General features: G+C 44.5%; 13 protein-coding genes and 1 tRNA gene. 2 read left to right on the top strand and 12 right to left on the bottom strand.

The annotated features are described in order from the left end of the window. Positions 1-23: 23 nt before the first annotated feature. The 7 genes from FDP09_RS09550 to FDP09_RS09520 are packed head-to-tail and all read right to left on the bottom strand — an operon-like array spanning position 24 to position 9,429. Complete coding sequence (locus tag FDP09_RS09550; RefSeq protein WP_137402450.1) at positions 24-1,052, bottom strand: cytochrome c oxidase subunit II; 1,029 nt, start codon at positions 1,050-1,052, stop codon at positions 24-26. 24 nt (positions 1,053-1,076) lie between these two features. Then, entirely contained in the window at positions 1,077-2,477 is a 1,401-nt protein-coding gene (locus tag FDP09_RS09545) for a quinol:cytochrome C oxidoreductase (protein WP_137402449.1), read from the bottom strand. A 2-nt stretch (positions 2,478-2,479) separates the two neighbouring features. After that, positions 2,480-3,106, bottom strand: coding sequence for a c-type cytochrome (locus FDP09_RS09540; RefSeq protein WP_137402448.1), 627 nt, complete (start codon positions 3,104-3,106; stop codon positions 2,480-2,482). Between the two features lie 17 nt (positions 3,107-3,123). Further along, positions 3,124-3,654 (bottom strand): DUF3341 domain-containing protein, encoded by a 531-nt coding sequence (locus tag FDP09_RS09535; RefSeq protein ID WP_137402447.1) that lies wholly within the window; start codon positions 3,652-3,654, stop codon positions 3,124-3,126. Next, entirely contained in the window at positions 3,654-5,018 is a 1,365-nt protein-coding gene (gene nrfD / locus FDP09_RS09530) for an NrfD/PsrC family molybdoenzyme membrane anchor subunit (protein ID WP_137402446.1), read from the bottom strand. Before nrfD ends, FDP09_RS09535 begins: the two co-directional genes overlap by 1 nt. 18 nt (positions 5,019-5,036) lie before the next feature. Beyond that, on the bottom strand, positions 5,037-8,126 hold the full coding sequence (locus FDP09_RS09525; RefSeq protein WP_137402445.1) for a TAT-variant-translocated molybdopterin oxidoreductase: 3,090 nt from the start codon (positions 8,124-8,126) through the stop codon (positions 5,037-5,039). Positions 8,127-8,166: 40 nt separating this feature from the next. Further along, positions 8,167-9,429 (bottom strand): c-type cytochrome, encoded by a 1,263-nt coding sequence (locus FDP09_RS09520; RefSeq protein WP_137402444.1) that lies wholly within the window; start codon positions 9,427-9,429, stop codon positions 8,167-8,169. Positions 9,430-9,801: 372 nt separating this feature from the next. Between FDP09_RS09520 and FDP09_RS09515 the strand changes: the two genes are divergently transcribed. Then, a tRNA-Cys gene (locus FDP09_RS09515) sits at positions 9,802-9,875 on the top strand. A gap of 639 nt (positions 9,876-10,514) precedes the next feature. Then, entirely contained in the window at positions 10,515-11,381 is an 867-nt protein-coding gene (locus FDP09_RS09510) for a DUF72 domain-containing protein (protein WP_137402443.1), read from the top strand. A 61-nt stretch (positions 11,382-11,442) separates the two neighbouring features. Here FDP09_RS09510 and rpsA read toward each other — a convergent pair whose 3' ends face one another. The 5 genes from rpsA to FDP09_RS09485 form a co-directional block, all read right to left on the bottom strand. Further along, complete coding sequence (rpsA, locus tag FDP09_RS09505; protein ID WP_137402442.1) at positions 11,443-13,221, bottom strand: 30S ribosomal protein S1; 1,779 nt, start codon at positions 13,219-13,221, stop codon at positions 11,443-11,445. Between the two features lie 546 nt (positions 13,222-13,767). Further along, the gene (locus tag FDP09_RS09500; protein ID WP_137402441.1) at positions 13,768-14,832 is read right to left on the bottom strand and encodes a dipeptidase; all 1,065 of its coding nucleotides are present in this window, start codon (positions 14,830-14,832) and stop codon (positions 13,768-13,770) included. A gap of 666 nt (positions 14,833-15,498) precedes the next feature. Beyond that, positions 15,499-16,605: a D-TA family PLP-dependent enzyme gene (locus FDP09_RS09495; protein ID WP_137402440.1), complete on the bottom strand. Its 1,107-nt coding sequence runs from the start codon at positions 16,603-16,605 to the stop codon at positions 15,499-15,501. 18 nt (positions 16,606-16,623) lie between these two features. Next, positions 16,624-17,085, bottom strand: coding sequence for a RidA family protein (locus FDP09_RS09490; RefSeq protein ID WP_137402439.1), 462 nt, complete (start codon positions 17,083-17,085; stop codon positions 16,624-16,626). 108 nt (positions 17,086-17,193) lie between these two features. After that, complete coding sequence (locus FDP09_RS09485) at positions 17,194-18,510, bottom strand: gluconate:H+ symporter (protein WP_137402438.1); 1,317 nt, start codon at positions 18,508-18,510, stop codon at positions 17,194-17,196. Positions 18,511-19,215: the final 705 nt, after the last annotated feature.

Genomic DNA, 19,215 nt, shown 5'->3' with positions numbered 1-19,215 from the left:
ATGTTATTATATCAATTAATATCTTATTCTCCACTTTGTATCTGAGCCAGTTCCTGGATTTCTGCAGGAGCATCAGCTACCAACGATGGATCCATCTCAATAAATGTCTGCTGCTCAGCAAACCACTTTTGATACTCCTCTGGTTCTACCACTTCGATTTCTCTTCTCATGGAGAAATGGCCACCACCACACACTTCGGTACAAGCGATCTCATAAACAAACTCTTCATCACCTAGCTCCGCTCTCATTTCAGCAGTTGTCTTCGTAGGTACAAACCAAAATCTTGTTGGCATACCAGGCACTGCATCCATCTTCAACCTCATGTGAGGCGCAAACACGGAGTGCAATACATCTCTGGAACGGATTTTAAAAAGCACAGGCTCACCCTTGGGGATCACGACCTTTTGAGCAGGAAAGTCATCCAAGGAATTCTTATCTGTAAAGTCGATGCCCCTGGAGTTAGAAGGATCGATCAACCGATAATCATATTTCCCCAACTGCTGATCCTTACCGGGGTATCTGAATTCCCAAGCAAACTGATATCCCATTACCTCTACTACGTGTGCATTTTCAGGTGCAGGTGCCGTAATGTCCGTCCAGGATTTCCAGCCATACACAATCAATACGGTCAGCACTAAGGCCGGTACCAAGGTCCAGATGATCTCCAATTTGTTATTCTCAGGAAAGTAAGAGGCTTTGGCGCTTTCTTTGTACTGGTACTTATAACTGAACCAGAACAAAAGAATGTGTGTAATGATGAATACCACACCGGTAATCGCCGTAGTGACCCAGAAAAGGTTGTCCGTCACCACCCCATGCTCAGATGCAATTGGCAAATGATAATTATCGAATTCTTTAAAAGAATACCAAAAAAACAAGCCTCCAGCTCCTATCAAAAAGAGAATAAATAAAGCTGCATTGACTTTATTGCTTCCCGTAGCCACTTTTTTATCTGAACCCTTGACTACCGAAACCAACGTTTGTATCCTATAAACCATCCAAATGATGGATACTAATACTAAAACACCTAGTGCTATAAGAAATCCGTACATAATTCTATCTTTTTCGGATACGTATTAAATATGATGATGATATGTCTCTTCCAGCATTGGATGATTCTTAGCGATAAGGTTATTCTTAGAAAGAGCATTCAATACCACAAAGATCACCACAGAACCATATAACAAGAACATGCCTACTTCCATAAGACCAAAGCCGCCATTGTGTCCCAATGTACCTGGCTGAACCATCAAGAAGAAATCTAACCAGTGACCAATAATGATGATCGTACAAACCACCTTCAAGAAAACAAAATGTCTTTTTGAATCTCTGGTCATCAACACCAAAAACGGTATCACAAAGTTGAATATCAGATTGGCAAAGAAGAAGCCACTGTACTTGTCACTTGTCAGACGCTCAATGAAGTAAACGGATTCCTCTGGAATATTGGCATAATAGATCAATAGGAACTGTGAAAACCACAGGTAAGTCCAGAAAATCGAAAACCCAAAGATAAATTTACCAAGGTCATGAAGATGGTTTTCATTAAACATCTCCAAGTAACCTCTTTCCTTCAGCATAATGGTTACCAGGCAGATTGAAGACAATCCAGCTACAAACCATGAGGAGAAGACATACCATCCAAACAAGGTAGAGAACCAGTGCGTGTCAATGGACATCACCCAATCCCAAGAACTGATGGAAGAAGAAACGGCAAAGATTACTAAGAAAATAGCAGAGAATTTTCTGATTTTATACCAGTAGCTATCTCCTCCGTTAATGTCTTCTTGGAAGGAAAGGTTTTTAAGTTTATTGAAAAAGAAAATCCACAAACCGAAGAAAACAACCATTCTCACCAGCCAGAAGATCGGAAAGCTTCCTTTTGCCAATGGCCAGTAGAAAAAGCCTCCTTTACCGTCGATGATGCTATCGTAGTGGCTGCTTTCTGGATTAAACAGATCACTGTGTGTCCAGTGGAACAAATCGTGTCCAGCTATAAAGTAGGTAGCTATCATGGCAACTGCAGCAAAAGGCAGCCAGTTACCAAAAGAGATCATCACCCGCAAGATGGCCGTAGCCCAGCCTGCTTGTGCAGCATACTGTATAGCAAAGAAGAATACTCCAATAATGGCGATTCCTGCAAAATATACGTTGTTGATCCAAAGGTTAGCAAAGAAGCGCTTTAATGTAGGGCTACTTCCATGGGAAGCTTCTTCATGACCCGATTCTGCATGCGCTCCTCCATGCTCTTCATGGCTACTTGCTTCTGCATGGTGATCATCCCCATGTCCTACCGCAGGCTCTACATGCTCGGTCTGGTGACCGGCATCTCCATGCCCGTGATCTCCACCACCTGCTGTGAAGAGCCCAACGACTAACAAGAGCAACCCAATTCCTCCCATGATAAAGATGGACTTTTTCAGGGCTGCCGTGAAGTCAAATTTCTGATCCAGGTTAAAATTTGTAACGTGCGCCATTATTATTGTTTCTGAATTTCTTGTTTAACATAGTGAACAATTTTCCACCTTCTCTCAGGAGAAATCTGCGAGCCGTGGGCTCCCATCCTACCTTTTCCGTGCGTGATCACATGGAAAATGTGTCCTTCTGTAAGGTTAATGTATGCACCACCTTTTAGGTTGGCCACACCACCAATTACTTCACCTACTTTACCGTCGCCTTCCCCTCCAGCACCATGACAGGGAAGACAATATTGCATAAACAATTGCTGGCCTTCTGCCAATACCTCATCATTGAATTCGATAGGGTTGGCAATGCTGTCCGAAGCCGCTAGGTCTGCTACCCCCAATCTATAGGGAAGCATATCGTACTTGTTCCTGGCTACTGTATTGGGAACAGGCTCCCTCATATTCATATTATGGGGGTTGTAAATATTACTGTTGTAAAATTCACCCTTACCATCCTCTCTGTTGGATAACCAGCTTCCAGACGCTTCGTCTTGAATTTGGGTAAGCGGCTCGTAAGCTACGGAGTGATACATCTGCGGTGCATATTCCAGCCCCTGATCATCTCCTGAAGCCCCGCAAGATACTACTCCCAATGAAGCAGCGGAAAGCGCAACTAAATATATGGATTTTAAAATTTTCATATCTTTTTCGTTACCTACTATTCAAAACTTTTATTATTCACTTCTGAAGCTCCTGAAGCTTCCAGCAATTCTTTAATCTTAGCTTCTTCCAAGCCGGAATTTACAGCAATATCGATCGCCATCACGTGCTTGTCGTCAGTACTTCTTTTATCAAATATTCTAGGCTGGGCCCAAGGCTTAAGATCGCTGCTCACCATAAACACCCCTACCATTCCAAAAGAAGCCAACAGTACAGTAAGCTCAAAAGTAACCGGAATAAAGTCAGGAATGGCCGCATGGTCTTTACCACCAATGATCATTGGCCAATCCACTGCCATCATCAAAAGCTGCATGGCCAAAGCCAAACATGTCCCACACAACCCAAACAAGAAAGCAGCAATAGGTAATCTACTTCTTCTATATCCTAGCACATCTTCCAGACCGTGTACAGGGTATGGGGTAAACACCTCATGGATTTTCACTCCACTCTCTCGCACTTTGGTTACAGCTTCTTTCAAAACATCCTCATCATCATAAATACCGAGGACAAAATTCGTATCTCTTTCCATTATTTATTTACTTTTTCAGATGAAGACTTCAGTACAGATTTCACCTCTGCCATGTTGATTACTGGGAAAAATTTCGCAAACAACAAGAAGAGTGTAAAGAATAAACCAAATGTGAACAGGTAAACTCCAACATCGGCCCAAGTAGGGTAGAACATCGCCCAAGAAGACGGTAGGAAGTCTCTGTGAAGTGAGGTTACAATAATTACAAATCGCTCAAACCACATCCCGATATTTACCACAATCGAAAGCGCAAAGGTAAACACAATGGATGTTCTGATCTTTTTGAACCAGAAAAGCTGAGGGGAGATCACGTTACAGGTCATCATCGACCAGTATGCCCACCAGTATGGTCCAAAAGCACGGTTGATAAAAGCATATTGTTCAGCTTCTACGCCAGAATACCATGCGATAAAGAATTCCGTGATATAGGCGATACCTACAATGGATCCAGTGATGATAATAACAATGTTCATCAACTCGATGTGCACCATTGTAATGTAATCCTCCAGTTTAAATAACTTTCTGGTGATCAACATCAAGGTAAGCACCATGGCAAAACCTGAGAAAATGGCCCCTGCTACGAAGTAAGGAGGGAAGATCGTGGTGTGCCATCCTGGAATTACCGATGTCGCAAAGTCAAAAGATACAATGGTGTGTACCGAAAGTACCAATGGTGTAGCCAAACCGGCAAGGATCAACGAAACAGCTTCATACCTCATCCAGATTTTTGCAGCTCCCGTCCATCCGAAACTCAATGCTCCGTATATTATTTTTCTCAAGCCTGTAGCCCTGTCACGTATGGTGGCAAAATCAGGAATCAACCCAATGTACCAGAATACGAGTGACACCGAAAAATAAGTTGAGATCGCAAACACGTCCCAAAGCAATGGGGAGTTAAAGTTTACCCAAAGTGATCCAAAAACGTTTGGCAGCGGAAGTGCCCAATACGCTCCAAGCCAAGGTCGGCCCATGTGCAGTACGGGAAACATCGCCGCACAAATCACGGCAAAAATAGTCATCGCTTCTGCAGCCCGGTTAATGGAAGTTCTCCACTTCTGTCTGAATAGCAACAATACCGCCGAAATCAATGTACCGGCGTGACCGATACCTACCCACCACACGAAGTTGGTGATATCCCATGCCCAACCTACGGTCTTGTTCAGTCCCCACATGCCTATACCTTCCCAGACCGTGGCACCCACGGCAATACTGCCCAATAACAGTACCCCAATGGATACTGCCAGACCAAGCATCCAGCCGATGGTTGGCTTGCCTTCCACTTGTCTAGCCACGTCATGGGTGACGTCTTTGTATGTTTTACCGCCCGTAACTAACGGCTCGCGTACGGATGAAGTAACCTGCATATCTTATAAAATTATTATTTACGCTTCGTTTTTGTCCTTATTTCTAATCTTGGTGAAGTACCAAATGTTAGGGCTTACGTTGATTTCCTCTAACACGTGATAGGCTCTTTCCTCATTTACCTCTTTCACTGCTGAAGTAGTATTCTCTTCTATTTTCAGCATCTGAGAAACCTTGCTGTTCGGATCGTTTAAATCACCAAATACCAAGGCATCCGTAGAACAAGCTACTGCACAGGCTACGTTGATATCTCCATCCTTAACCTTACGGTTTTCACGCTTGGCAGCAAGTTTACCTGCTTGGATACGCTGCACACACATGCTGCATTTCTCCATCACACCCCTGGCGCGTACAGTCACGTCTGGGTTCAGTACCATCTTACCTAGATCATCATTCTGCGCCACATTGACCTGCGCAAAATCTTTGTTATCATGGTATTTAAACCAGTTGAACCTTCTTACTTTATAAGGACAGTTATTGGCACAATAACGTGTACCGATACATCTGTTATAAGTCATTTGATTCAGCCCTTCAGAGCTGTGCGTGGTAGCCGCTACTGGACAAACTGTCTCACAAGGAGCATTGTTACAGTGCTGGCACATCATCGGCTGGAAGGTCACCTCTGGGTTATCAGAAGCCTTCTCCAGCCCTTCCAAATCACCCGCTTCCGCATCTGAGCTGTAGTAACGGTCGATTCGGATCCAAGCCATTTCCCTTCTGTTCAAGACCTCTTCCTTACCTACTACCGCTACGTTATTCTCTACTTGACAAGCCACTGTACAGGCACCACAACCTACACAAGAGTTCATGTCTATCGCAAGTCCCCAGTGGTGTTGGCTATATTTATGTCCGTTCCACAGTGAAATCTTAGACGGTTTTACAAATTCACCATCCTTGTAGATTTTTGGCATTTCTCTACCCGCAGAGGCGTCTTCCTTGTATTCGGGCAAGGTGGCTTCCTGAATCACATTGCCACGATCCATATACGTCTGGTGGGTCTGTGTCTGGGCAATTCTATAGCTATCTCCGGTCAGCTCTATGCTTACGCCGGAAGTAATTTCATTATTGACAAAGCCTTTGGAAACATCTAGAAGTTGGTAGGCGTTTACCCCTACTCCATTGGCCACTCTACCGGCTTTTGTTCTACCGTATCCCAAAGCCAAACCGATGGTTCCATCTGCTTGACCAGGCTGGATCAACACTGGAACGATCAGTGATTTTCCATTTACGGTGATTTTAGCCTTTTGTGTAGCTCCTTCTACCATTTTAAGGCCATTTTCATTCGCCCATTTTTGGGAAACCGTCAGGTAGTTATCCCAAGTAGCTTTAGAGATGGGATCGGACATTTCCTGCAGCCAAGGGTTATTGGCATAGGTACCGTCGCCGATACCAATTTTTTGGTACATCACGAGTTCGGCACCACTGTTGGACGCAGCGTAGTTTTTAGCAATTGCGGCAGCAGCACTGCTGACATCTCCTATAGGAGTAAGCTCGGCCGTCTCGCTGGCTAACGGTGTTGAATAGAAACCATTATACAAGGCCCTGTCCCAAAATTCCGGAAAAGTACTGACCTCAGACTGTCCGGCAAAAAGCTCCTTCCAATTGTCTTGAAGGAAATCATAGTAATTGGTCGCCACACCGGCCCAAGTAAGGAATGATTCCTGAGCTTGGCGTGTATCGAATAGCGGAGAAATCGCTGGTTGGGACAAGCTATACTCACCCGCTTTAGGGTTAAAGTCATTCCAAGACTCCAAATAATGATGATCTGGTGCTATATACTGTACCAATGAAGCCGTTTCATCCATGGTACCGTTGGTGGCCACGGATACTTTGGCCTTCGCGATGGCCTGCCCCAATGCTTCTCCTTGTGGAGTATCATACACAGGGTTACAGTTATAGAACAGCACACCACCCACTCTACCTGCCGACAAGTCTTTGGTAAATTGGGCAATCGCCGCATCATTACCTTGCTTGAAGTTTACCGACTTGGTGTAGCTAATAGTATTGTTGTTATTGCCAAGTAGATCGTTGATCGCATTGATCACTACTTGTACATTAGGATCATTTGATCCTGAAACTACCAAAGATTTCCCCCTGTTTGCCCAGAGTTCATTTGCCGCTTTCGACAGATGTGCGATTTCGACACTTGCTGCTTTTACGGCTGGAGCTCCGGCTTTTTTGGCAAGCAAATTATACAATGCCAATACGGCCAAGCCACTCTGAGAGGCCCTGATGGGCGTTCTGTAGTCAGCATTGGCTCCGGCAAGTGACAGGTTGGATTCAAATTGGTAGTGACGGGACATCTCTGGATGCTCCTTGCTTATCTTTCTTCCTTGGGCATATTGTTTGGAATACTCGATGGGAGCAATCCAAGTCCCCAAGAAATCAGCCCCGAAGCTGACGATCACATCGGCTTTGTCGAAGCTATAATTGGGCAATACAGAAGTACCATAATAGGTTTGGTTAGCCTTTACGATCCCGTAAGCTGATGACGAGTCATAAGTAATGATTTCAGCACCACCAATGGCATCAGTAAGGGCATTCAATGCTTTTTCGGAAGAAGGAGACATAATGGTATTGGTCACCACTTTTACGTTTCCTGCCGCCTTAAGCTTGGCCGCTACTTCTTTATCAATAGTAGCCCAATCGGATTTTTCACCATTCTTATAAGGGCTTGTTAATCTTTCTTTGTCATACAGTGACAGTACTGAGGCCTCTACGATAGAGCTGGTACCACCTTTAGTTACTGGAGAAAGTTTGTTCCCATCTACTTTAATAGGCCTACCTTCTCTGGTTTTCACTACTACTGATGCATATTCCCCACCTCCAAAGAAAGTAGATGCGTAGTAGTTTGGAATTGATGGATTGACATCCACAGGCTTGTTCACATATGGAATGGCCTTTCTGACAGGAGCCTCACAAGCAGCCAATGAAGCTGCTGCTAAACTGAAACCCATCATCTTAAGGAAATCTCTTCTGGATGCGCCCCCTTCTTGTTGTCCGCCGATTGGAAGGTACTCAGGAAACTCCTTATCTGCATTCTTCACAAATTCCGGATCGTTTGTCAACTGTTCTAATCCCTTCCAGTATTTCTTTTTATTTTCTTTCATTTTATATTAAAGAAAAGAATGTTCTTAAAAGATTTTTTAATTAATAGTGGCACTTAGCACACTCCAGACCGCCGATGTCTTTTACTTTCAGCGCATCCTTGGATTCTGCGTGCAGCTGTACCAACTTGTCATAGTACTCATTACCAGCAGTCTTGATGTCTGTCTTTCTGTGACAGTCAATACACCACCCCATGGTCAGGGCACTGTGCTGGCGCACTACTTCCATCTCCTCAATAGGACCGTGACAAGTCTGACATTCAATACCGCCCACTTTCACGTGCTGAGAGTGGTTAAAGTATGCCAGATCAGGTAGGTTATGTACCCTTACCCACTCTATAGGCTGATTATTATCTACTGCGTCGTAAATTTTCTGAATCTCAGGAGAAACCCCTTCCTTGCCTGCTACGTTTTGTACGTGCATATGGCAGTTCATACAGATGTTTGGAGAAGGGATGTTGGCAGATCTGCCGATCTCCACTCCTGTGTGACAGTATTGACAAGGGATCTCCTTATCACCTGCGTGCAATTTGTGGGAAAAAGCAATTGGCTGAGTAGGCTGATAGCCCTGCTGTACACCTACTGAATATAATCCATCAATTGCCGTTTTGGCTACCAAAGCAACCACAATAGCCGTGACGATAATGATAAAGGCATCACTCTTAAGTACCTTCTTAAAATCCGTCTTTTGGTTGATGAACTCCTTATCTTCCTCTTCTAAAGGTTGCTTGTTCAAATATTTGGTCAATACCGAAACGATCAATCCCAATACGATCAGGATCAACAACAGCACCACTACCAAAACCGCTAAAATAATGGTGAGGTATTCGCTAGGCACTCCACTACTGGCTGCGCCGGCAGCAGCACCATCCGCTCCACCTTCAGCTGGAGCAGCTTCTTCCTGACCTCCATACTCAATGTAGGAAAGCAAACTCATCACATCCTCATCACTCAAGAATGGGTGAGCTGGCATCACCGTGTTATTAAACTCAGCAAAAAGCTTCGTCGCCGCGGCATCACCACTTTGGATCACTTTTTGAGAATTCTTTACAAACTCCTGAATCCAGGCTATGTCTCTTCGGTCACTAACCCCTCGTAGCGCTGGGCCGGTAAATTTCTGATCTAGCTTGTGACAGGTCTTACAGTTGGCGTTAAATAGTGACTCACCAGCCTTAATGGCTTCTTCACTATCAGAAACTTCAGGGTCAGCAGCAAAAGCATTAATTCCTAATAACAAAAAGGAAAAAATCAACGCCATGTTGCAAAATCTGAAGGGAACACTTAATAACGAGCGTTTGATTGACATATTTATGACTCTTTAATCAGTTTATTTCACGGTTTTTAAAACTCCCCACAAATGTACTACCCAGCTTCTATTTTTCAAACCCGTATAATGCAGGACGCCTAATTTATACAGGATGTAAACAAATCAATTAATAACCTTAATATCAACCATTTAACAAGCAAATAGCTAGGTCAAATCCTATTTAGAACCTTTATAAATAACCTCAAACCAATAATAATCATAAAAACGGAGCCTTTTAGGCAATGAATTTGCCGTGAACCGCCATTATTGATTATCATTTCCTGAATTTATGACGGATTTTTTTACCGAAAATTTAAGCAGTTAATTTTGCATAAAAAGAGTTTTTGCATACATTTGCCTCTCGATTTAGATGGTCGAGTGGCCGAGTGGCTAGGCAGAGGTCTGCAAAACCTTGTACAGCGGTTCGAATCCGCTCTCGACCTCCATCAAAAAGCATCCGCGAGGCGGATGCTTTTTTTGTTTTATTTTACGGTGAAGCTGTACCTATTTTGGTGGATTTCGGGGATCAAGCCGAAAAGTTGGGGGCTGCCAGTTTTCTTAATGGACAAACCGTCGATACATAAAAATGCCGCAAAGTCGCAAAGACACCAAGCGCATGTTGGGCCTGCATTGAACGTTTACACTCGAAAGCTAGCCCCAGAGGAGCGACATGTTCATAGCCATGGATGAAGCCCGTGGTAAATTGTCCATCCAACGTTTTCAGTTTTAGCTGCATTTCCCCTCCTATTCTCCACAAATTCCCGCTAAAGCCCATTCCTGCGGATGGAGAAAAACCATCGTTTTAACGGCCTGTAATGCCCCTCAACGAGACCATGTCAAAATTAATTCCCTCAAAAAAAAGGCTTGATTCTTACCACATCAAGCGGAAAATTTCTAGCGGTGCCCATCAATAATGGCTTTTCAAAAACCTGTTTCCAAAGCCAGCTACCAAATACCTCTTTGTTCATCGTGCTTAGTACCCCGTACTTCACCATCCTCCAGCTAAACTTTTTAAGGGGACTTCCGTTTTAAAATTTCGCATTAATAACTAACTTATATCTTTATCTAACTATAAAAATGAAGCCATGAAGTTTGGAAGTGTAGAAGATCCTTCGTCGATTGATTTCACCTTACCACCCGATCATCCCGAAACCAGTAGAATCCTTCAAAAACATAAATCCGACGATCCATTTGAAGTATATGTAGGCTGCGCAAAATGGAACCGGGCAGATCTAAAAGGGTTTTATCCAAGAGGAACCAAAGACGAACTCACGTATTACTCGACACAGTTTAACTCCATCGAGCTTAATGCGACCTTCTACAGCTCTCCTAGCATAGAACAAGTGAAAACCTGGGCGAACAAAACTCCTGAAGGGTTTAAATTCTTTCCGAAAATCCCCAATACAGTCAGCCATTTTAAACGCCTGATCAACGTACAAGAACCTGTAATGGCTTTTGGCGATGCCATTGCCAATTTTGAAGATCGCCTGGGCATGGCCTTTCTTCAGATGCACAACAACTTCAAACCGAAGGATTTTGACCGTGTGGAGAAGTTTATGGAAGCCTTTCCCCCAGAAATCCCTCTCGCTCTTGAGCTACGCAATGAAGAGTGGTTTGCCGACGAAGAGATACTGGACAACTACTGTAAGCTACTCGTAGAAAACGACCGTACCAACATTATCGTGGACACAGCTGGAAGGAGAGACATGCTCCATATGCGGCTGACCAGTGATGCCGCATTTATCCGATATGTTGGGGCCAATGCCGATAGTGATTACTCCAGACTCGATGATTGGCTGGAACGAATCATCGAGTGGAGAAAACTAGGCCTTAAAAAACTCTACTTTTTTGTCCATCAAAACATCGAAAAAGAATCCCCGTTGCTTTCTGCCTACTTTATCAAAAAGCTAAACAAGCAGTTCGATCTTGACCTGAAAATTCCAAACGAATAAAAAAAAAGCATCCGCCACGGCGGATGCTTTTTTTATTTCCATTAAGTGGAGGGACTAAGCATTATTTCTTGTCTCCACCTTCCATTTTCTCCTTCAATGCAGAAAGTGCATCCAAATCACCTAAGGTAGATTTTTCTTGTGCATCTCCACCAGTAGGCTTCTTCTTAGGAGCGGAAGTAGTCTTCTTAGCTGGTTGCTTAGAAGGCATCGCATCCTCTCTGAAGGTAGCCGTGTGAGAAAGTACAATTCGCTTGTCATCTTTAGAGAATTCAGTCACCACGAAATCAACCGCGTCACCTACTTCTACTTGTGAACCGTCTTCTTTGTCAAGATTCTTGATGGTCGCGAATCCTTCAAGTCCGTAAGGAAGTTCAAGGACAGCACCTTTGTCGTTTTTAGACACTACAGTACACTTATGGGTAGATCCCACAGGGAACACACCTTCAAAAGTATCCCAAGGATTCTCTTCAAGTTGCTTATGGCCTAGAGCCAATCTCCTGTTGTCCACGTCAAGTTCAAGAACAATCACTTCAAGCTCGTCATTTACTTTCACGTACTCAGACGGGTGCTTGATTTTCTTGGTCCAAGAAAGATCAGATACGTGCACTAGCCCATCGATACCTTCTTCCAGTTCTAGGAACAGGCCGAAGTTGGTCAAATTTCTAACGACACCTTTGTGCTTCGTACCAACAGCATACTTCGTTACCATGTCCTGCTTGGTCCATGGATCTTCAGTAAGTTGTTTGATACCAAGAGACATCTTACGATCTTCTTTGTCCAAGGTAAGTACTACAGCTTCGATTTCGTCTCCTACTTTCACAAAGTCAGCAGGGTTTCTCAAGTGCTGAGACCAAGACATTTCAGATACGTGGATAAGTCCTTCCACACCAGGAGCAAGCTCAAGGAATGCACCGTAGTCAGCCACGTTTACGATTTTGCCTTTCACTTTAGAGCCCACTTCAAGCTCAGCAGAAAGAGAATCCCAAGGATGAGCAGTAAGCTGCTTCATACCCAAGGAGATACGTTTCTTGTCATCGTCAAAGTCAAGTACCACAATCTGAACTTTGTCGTCAAGATTAAGCACTTCTTCTGGATGATTGATACGTCCCCAAGAAATGTCCGTAATGTGAAGTAGGCCATCCACACCACCAAGGTCGATGAATACACCGAAGTTGGTCATGTTCTTGATCACACCTTCCAGTACCTGACCTTTTTCCAGGTTGTTCAGGATCTCTGCTTTTTGCTTCTCCAGATCTTTTTCGATCAGTACTTTGTGAGAAACTACTACGTTATCGTTAGCGTGGTTGATCTTAACCACTTTCACTTCCATTTTCTTACCTACATAGACATCAAAGTCCCTGATAGGCTTCACGTCAATCTGAGAACCTGGCAAGAAGGCTTCAACACCGTAGATATCCACGATAAGACCACCTTTTGTCCTTCTCTTTACAAGACCTTCGATCACATTGTCAAATTCAAGCGCATCTTCGATGTCCTGCCATGCACGTACCATCTTGGCTTTCTTTCTAGAAAGAACCAATTGACCCAATGAATTCTCTTGCTCTTCAATGAAAAGTTCTACTTCATCACCGATTTTCAAGTCAGGAAGGTCACGGAACTCAGTTCTTGGCACTAGACCATCAGACTTGAATCCGATATTGATGATAACATCCTTGTCGTTGATACCTACTACAGTACCTTTGATAACTTCCTTTTCGCTGATTTCGGTCAAAGTCTCGTCGTACAGCTTTTCCATCTCTGCTCTCTCTGCAGAAGTGTAGCCTTCACCAAAACCTTTGGTTTCGAACTTGTCCCAGTTAAAATCTTCGTTATTAGACATATTAGTAAATTGACACTGACTTTCAACAGCCCTAGTGTCGTCAGGCTGAGGTTTTTAGTTATAGATATCTCCAGCTATCGACATGATCACTGAAAACCGTCCTCTTGAACGGACTGCAAAAGTACTGATTTTTTACGACTTAAAACAATTTCGATAAAAAAATTAAGTCTTGACCAACCACTGACTGTCAGCTCATTAACCATAAAAATATCAACAATCGTTAAAAGACCAGACAATCATACCCAGCCAAAACCGCTTTAGCCTCCTCCTAAATTTAACCCGGATTATGCATTAGGAATCGTATTGAGAGCTGAAATTGCAAGAAAATCAGTTAGTTTGGAGGCATTAGCGTAGCACCGCTACGGTTATGCCGAAAACTAAAGTGAAACGGCTGATTTTGAAGCAGTTTAAGGTCGCAACAGATAGGCTAATGCATATTCCGGGTTTAAGCACCACTCTGTACCCCGTAAATAGCAAAATCACTCCTTTCCAAGATCTAGCATCACACCACTGTACAAAAGTACTTGGCTCGAAAACCTCCCCATGCTACCCCCATGCATTCCGCAAAAACCTCAACCAATTGCCATGCATGACTTTTTCTATGTCCTTTTCCTTATACCCTCGCTTGCGCAATAGATCTGGAACATTGCTAAGGTCTGCGATGGTTTCAAGATCATGTGGACATTGCTCCTTGCCAAAAGCACCATCCAGATCCGACCCAATACCGATATGATCTGCATTTCCTGCCAGCTGACAAATATGGTCCAGGTGATCGATCATTATCTCCAAGTTGCAGCCAGTACCTTCAGGCGTGGACTTACCCCTTACCCAGTCAGGTACCATCATCCATGCATCCAGCGCTCCTCCTATCACCGCATCTCGGGCGATCAGCTCTTTAAGTTGATCATCGCTAAACTGACGGTTATGGTCTACCAGCGCCCGACAATTATTATGACTTGCCCACACCGGGCCACTAAAGTACCCCATGGCTTCCCAAAAGCTGTCATCGCACAAGTGCGTAGCGTCCAGAATGATGTTCAGTCGTTCCATTTCCTTTAGTAGGTCTTGGCCTTTCTGCCCCACCCCCCCCGTGGCATCCGTCCCCTGTGCATATCTCCCGGGGCCATAATGCGCTGGTCCCAAAGCCCTCAGCCCATAGGCATAGGCCTTTTCCAAATAACTCAGGTCCACAATAGAATCCGCCCCTTCCAAGGAAAGTATATAACCGACGGGCAACTTATCACCACCCCAATTCCAATCATCCAAGTGCTTCTCCAAGCTATCCAAGTCGGTAATTTGTACCATCTCGCCGGCATCTTCCATCGCCCTGTACCAAGCCAATTGCCCCTGTGTCTGGGCCCAAGCCTGCTCAGGAGAACGCCACCCGGGAAGAGGATTGTCTGGCGCTACATAGCGAGCTATCTGCGTGGCCACTACCAACCCTATCCCTCCTTCCCGAAGAGCTGGTAATGAAACTGTAGCCTTACCTCGATCAGGCTTATCGGTCAGCTTGGCTTCACGGGAATTGATCTCGGATACAGACAGCCTCAAGTCCCTATTCCACTCCAGGGCATTCATACTGAGGTCCAAATGGGCATCGATGGTAAACATATTTATGGGTTTTGAAAGGTTTATGAAAGTACTAAGGTTTAAATGTAAAAAGGGTTATAAAGTCAACACTAAATGGAGTACACAATCACACCTAACCTCTCCGCCGGAAAGGAATTTCCCCATGTACTTCCCTGATTAGCGTTGACCAGATTAATATTTATTCATTTTTAACCTCAGTTCGATTATAAAATCGTCACTACGAGGCTTAGAGGGAAATTTGAGGGGTGGAAGCCGTGGCAGTCTCGGTATTTCGGGATTGCCACACCCTTTTCCAACCTACATCCTCCTTAAAAGGGTTCGCTATGACGCTTTTTATACTAAAATTAAGTCAAGCTCAGGTTTTTAAATATCACTGTCGTCTGATTAAATTTCAATTACGCTGAAAACGTAGCTTTAAATGAAAACAGATAAGATTTATTTGATTTCGTAAAACTACCCGTTCTTGGAATGGATAATAAGAAGGTCCCCTTTAAGGGATTTAGGGGCAGATTTGGACGATTTTTATACAATCCTAAAATCTTTACTCGGACGACAATAATTAAATATGTTAACAACTGGGAGGGTTACAAATCTGGAACAGCTTAATTGAGTCAGGGACTCAAAACTTGCCAGTGCTGGGGCAAAGCCCCCGCACAACCCAGCATTTGTAAATCTCATATCTCACTTCTAAATATTGATCCTTCTCTTTCGTGCCAAGGTCTTCCATTCCCCTGCTACCTTATTATTTTCCACCGTTAGCACCTTGTCATACATGGCTACGGTGGGACAAATATGATAAGGAATGGCGTACACTACGTTGCCGACGGGCAAAACTTCTCCTTCGGGCACCTTTACCACTAAATGTTCCTCACTATGGCTCACCATAGCCCAAGAAGGATATTCAGGAAACCATACTCTCTTCTCCAGTGGCCCTTCAGACGCAACCGACTTATAGCCCAAGTCCAGACAGAGCAAATTCTTCCCAGGACGTGAAATCACCCGGGTCATCAGTACGGCAGCAAAATCAAAGGATTGTTCCGGCAAGCTCTCTTGGTAGCCTTTATCCCAATACGCAAATGTACCGGGACTGCAAGTAACCGCTTCCCGCTCGGCATGGACCGGAAAGGTGGGCGAACCTCCAGCAATCACCTTCAATTCCACGGGGTACTTTTCCCTTGCCCATTTGGCCAAAGTCTCTACCGGGGCAAATGCCGCTTGACAGGCTTCTTTTCGCTGTTCAAAATCCTGATGCCTGATATGGCCATCATAAATATGCAGCCCCATGGTGATCAAGTGGCTGGTGGCCTTACAATAATCATATAACTCCTTGGCTTCCGCCAATGGCCTCACCCCTGTACGGTCAGTACCCACATTCAGGTCCATAAACACCCTCAGGTAAACATCCGCCTGATACGTATGGGCAGAAAGGTGCCTCGCCTGCTCTGGACAATCCACTAAACAGGAGAACTCCGTGTCCTGATAAACCAACATCAACTTAATCATCCTGTCCACTTTTGGCCCCACCATGGGATAGGCGATCAGGACTTCCTTGGCACCAGCCATCCCCAGCATTTCAGCTTCCGCGATGGTGGCGCACTTAAACTTGTCAATCCCCGCATCCATCAGCATTTTTACCACTTCCAGGCACTTCACCGTTTTGATGTGCGGCTGAAGCTGGGAGACCTCTTTTACCATAGATTTTAGTCTTCCGATATTGGATTTCACGCGCTTGGGATAAACCGCAAGCACCGGTGAATCAATGGCTTCCACATCCTTAATCTCGTACCAATCCATTTATTCTTCTTTTGTGTTCTAATGCAATTCAAACATCGCCTCTACCTCCACGGGGATATTATCGGGCAATGAACCAAAACCGACGGCACTGCGCACGCCGACCCCATTTTCCTCTCCCCACACTTCTGCAAAAAGCTCACTACAGCCATTGATGATATAAGGGTGTCGCTTAAAATCCGACACACAATTGACCATACCCAAGACTTTAATGACCCTTTTGACCTTGTTCAAGCTACCCAAATTCGCTTTGATCGTAGACAGCATCGCCAATCCGACCTGCCTGGCTGCCATCTTGCCTTCTTTTTCGTCAAGCGCGTCCCCTATTCTCCCCATGATCAAGCTACCATCATCTTGCACTGTGCCGTGTCCCGAAAGGTACAAATATTTGCCATCGATAAGACATGGTTTGTACACACCTTTTGGTCCTGGTGCTGGTGGTAAAGTCAATCCTAATTTTTTAAAATTTTCTTCTGCTGACATGCTGCTTTATTTGATTGTTGATTTGTTGAATCGTTTTATTGTTTCTTGGGTGGATTGTATCCTCCAGCACGGCCGAAATTGTACTCCGTACAATGCCAAAAGAAGCAGCTACCCTACTATCCAATCCAGCACCATCACCCCTGCAAGCCCTACCACTGCGACAATTGTCTCCATAACGGACCACGATCTGATAGTATCCTTGATGCTGACATTGAAAAACTCCTTGTACATCCAAAATCCGGCATCATTAAAGTGGGAAAACATTAAGCTCCCTGCCCCTATCGCTAGCACGACCAAATTAGGATCTACACCTGCCCCCTCGATCAAGGGACCAATAATCCCGGCTGTGGTCAATCCGGCCACCGTGGCGGACCCCACACATACCCTGATCACGGCAGTAATCGTCCAGGCCAGCACCAGCGGATGCACATTCCATCCTTCCAGCCCATCAGCGATCACCTGGCTCACACCACTGTCCAACAGCACTTGCTTCAGCGCTCCTGCCCCTGCCACGATCAAGATGATCATGGCTACATCTTTCACTGAATCCACATAAATATCCATCAAGTGATTCATCTTTGCTCCTTGATGAAGCCCCAAGGTAAATGTGGCCACCAACAACGAAAATAGCATCACCATGCCCGGATCAGCGATAAACTTCACATAACCGTACAGGGTACTTCCTTCATCCGTTTGCATTAGCAATAGGGTCGTGCCCACCAAGAGCACCACCGGAAGCAAAGCTGACAAGAAACTGTTCCATGTACCGGGCAAGTCTTCCTCTGGCTTACTACTGGCACGGAAACTCTTTAGGGGACTGGCGGGAATATTTTTCAGGTACCTTGCAAACCATGGTCCCGCTACCAAAATAGTGGGGATGGCCACCATCATCCCATAAAGCAATGTCATCCCCATATTCGCATCAAACTGCGCCACCAAAGCTGCTGGCGATGGATGTGGCGGCAAAAACCCATGCGTTACGGACAAAGCGGCCAGTAAAGGAATCCCAACATATACTGCCGACAGCTTATACTGATGGGCCACGGTAAACACCAATGGCACCAACAGCACAAACCCTACATTATAAAATAACGGAATCCCTACCACCAAGCCGGTCACCATCATGGCCCAGTGGATATATTTCTTGCCAAAGACCCGCATCAGAAAGTCAGCGATCCGCTGCGCCGCACCACTTTCGGCGACCAGCTTACCAAGCATGGCGCCCATCGTTATGATAATTACCAAATCTCCCAAGAGGCTTCCCATTCCTTGCTGCACGGACACCGCTACTTGCTCCGGTGGAATTCCCAACAGCAGCCCTGCCACGATAGAAGTAATCAAAAATGCCAAAAAAGGATTGAGTTTTGCCCATACGATAAGTAATACAAGCAGTAAAATACTTAGGAGCACAAAGAGGATGGTCACTGGCTGTCTGGGTTTTGGTTAAAAGAACCAATATAAAAATTTCCAAGGAAAAGCACCCAACATGCAATTGATAAACGCAAAAAACTTACATCCAAATCGTATTCACCCATTAATTTCGTTTACAATCACCTACCATTAAACACATGAATCTAATATCTTTGTCGCTTAATTAACTTCTACTATCAATGAACTACAACTCTATTTTAAAGGTATTTTTACCATTTTTCATTTTTCTGAGCTACACCTATGGCTATGCCCAAGTTGCTTTCAAACCAGAATCAATGCCGTTTAGTTAGTGTGTATCTGGAAAATATGGGTTCTATATTTTTTCCTTGGGCAGTTATTATTCTAGCTAAATCCCTAGGTGGTTTTCATCCCTTTACCTTTGTTACTTTTTTGCTTCAGGTCAAAAAAGTAACCAAAAAACCCCGCCGCTGTGCATCTATTGGCCTAAAATTAAAACCTTCCCTCATGCAGGCAAACTCCTCCTTTCTAAAGCCAAGCAGGCCTATCTAAAGCCAGGTACCTTCTTTAGCTGCCAACATTCTTTTTGGGCAGCACTTCGTCAAACAAGCCTGCCTTCTTGCCCACCCGCTTTTTAATTTCTTAACGCCCAATACCTGCAAGGCGGATCCGATTAATAAGTTTCTTATGGATAAATTATCATCATTATTCCATCTAGTCGTATATTTTCTTAAGTAACCA

The organism is Echinicola rosea (genome assembly GCF_005281475.1).
Taxonomy (GTDB): Bacteria; Bacteroidota; Bacteroidia; order Cytophagales; family Cyclobacteriaceae; genus Echinicola; species Echinicola rosea.
The sequence above is the reverse complement of the archived record's forward strand: the minus strand, read 5'-3'. Positions and strand labels throughout refer to the sequence as shown.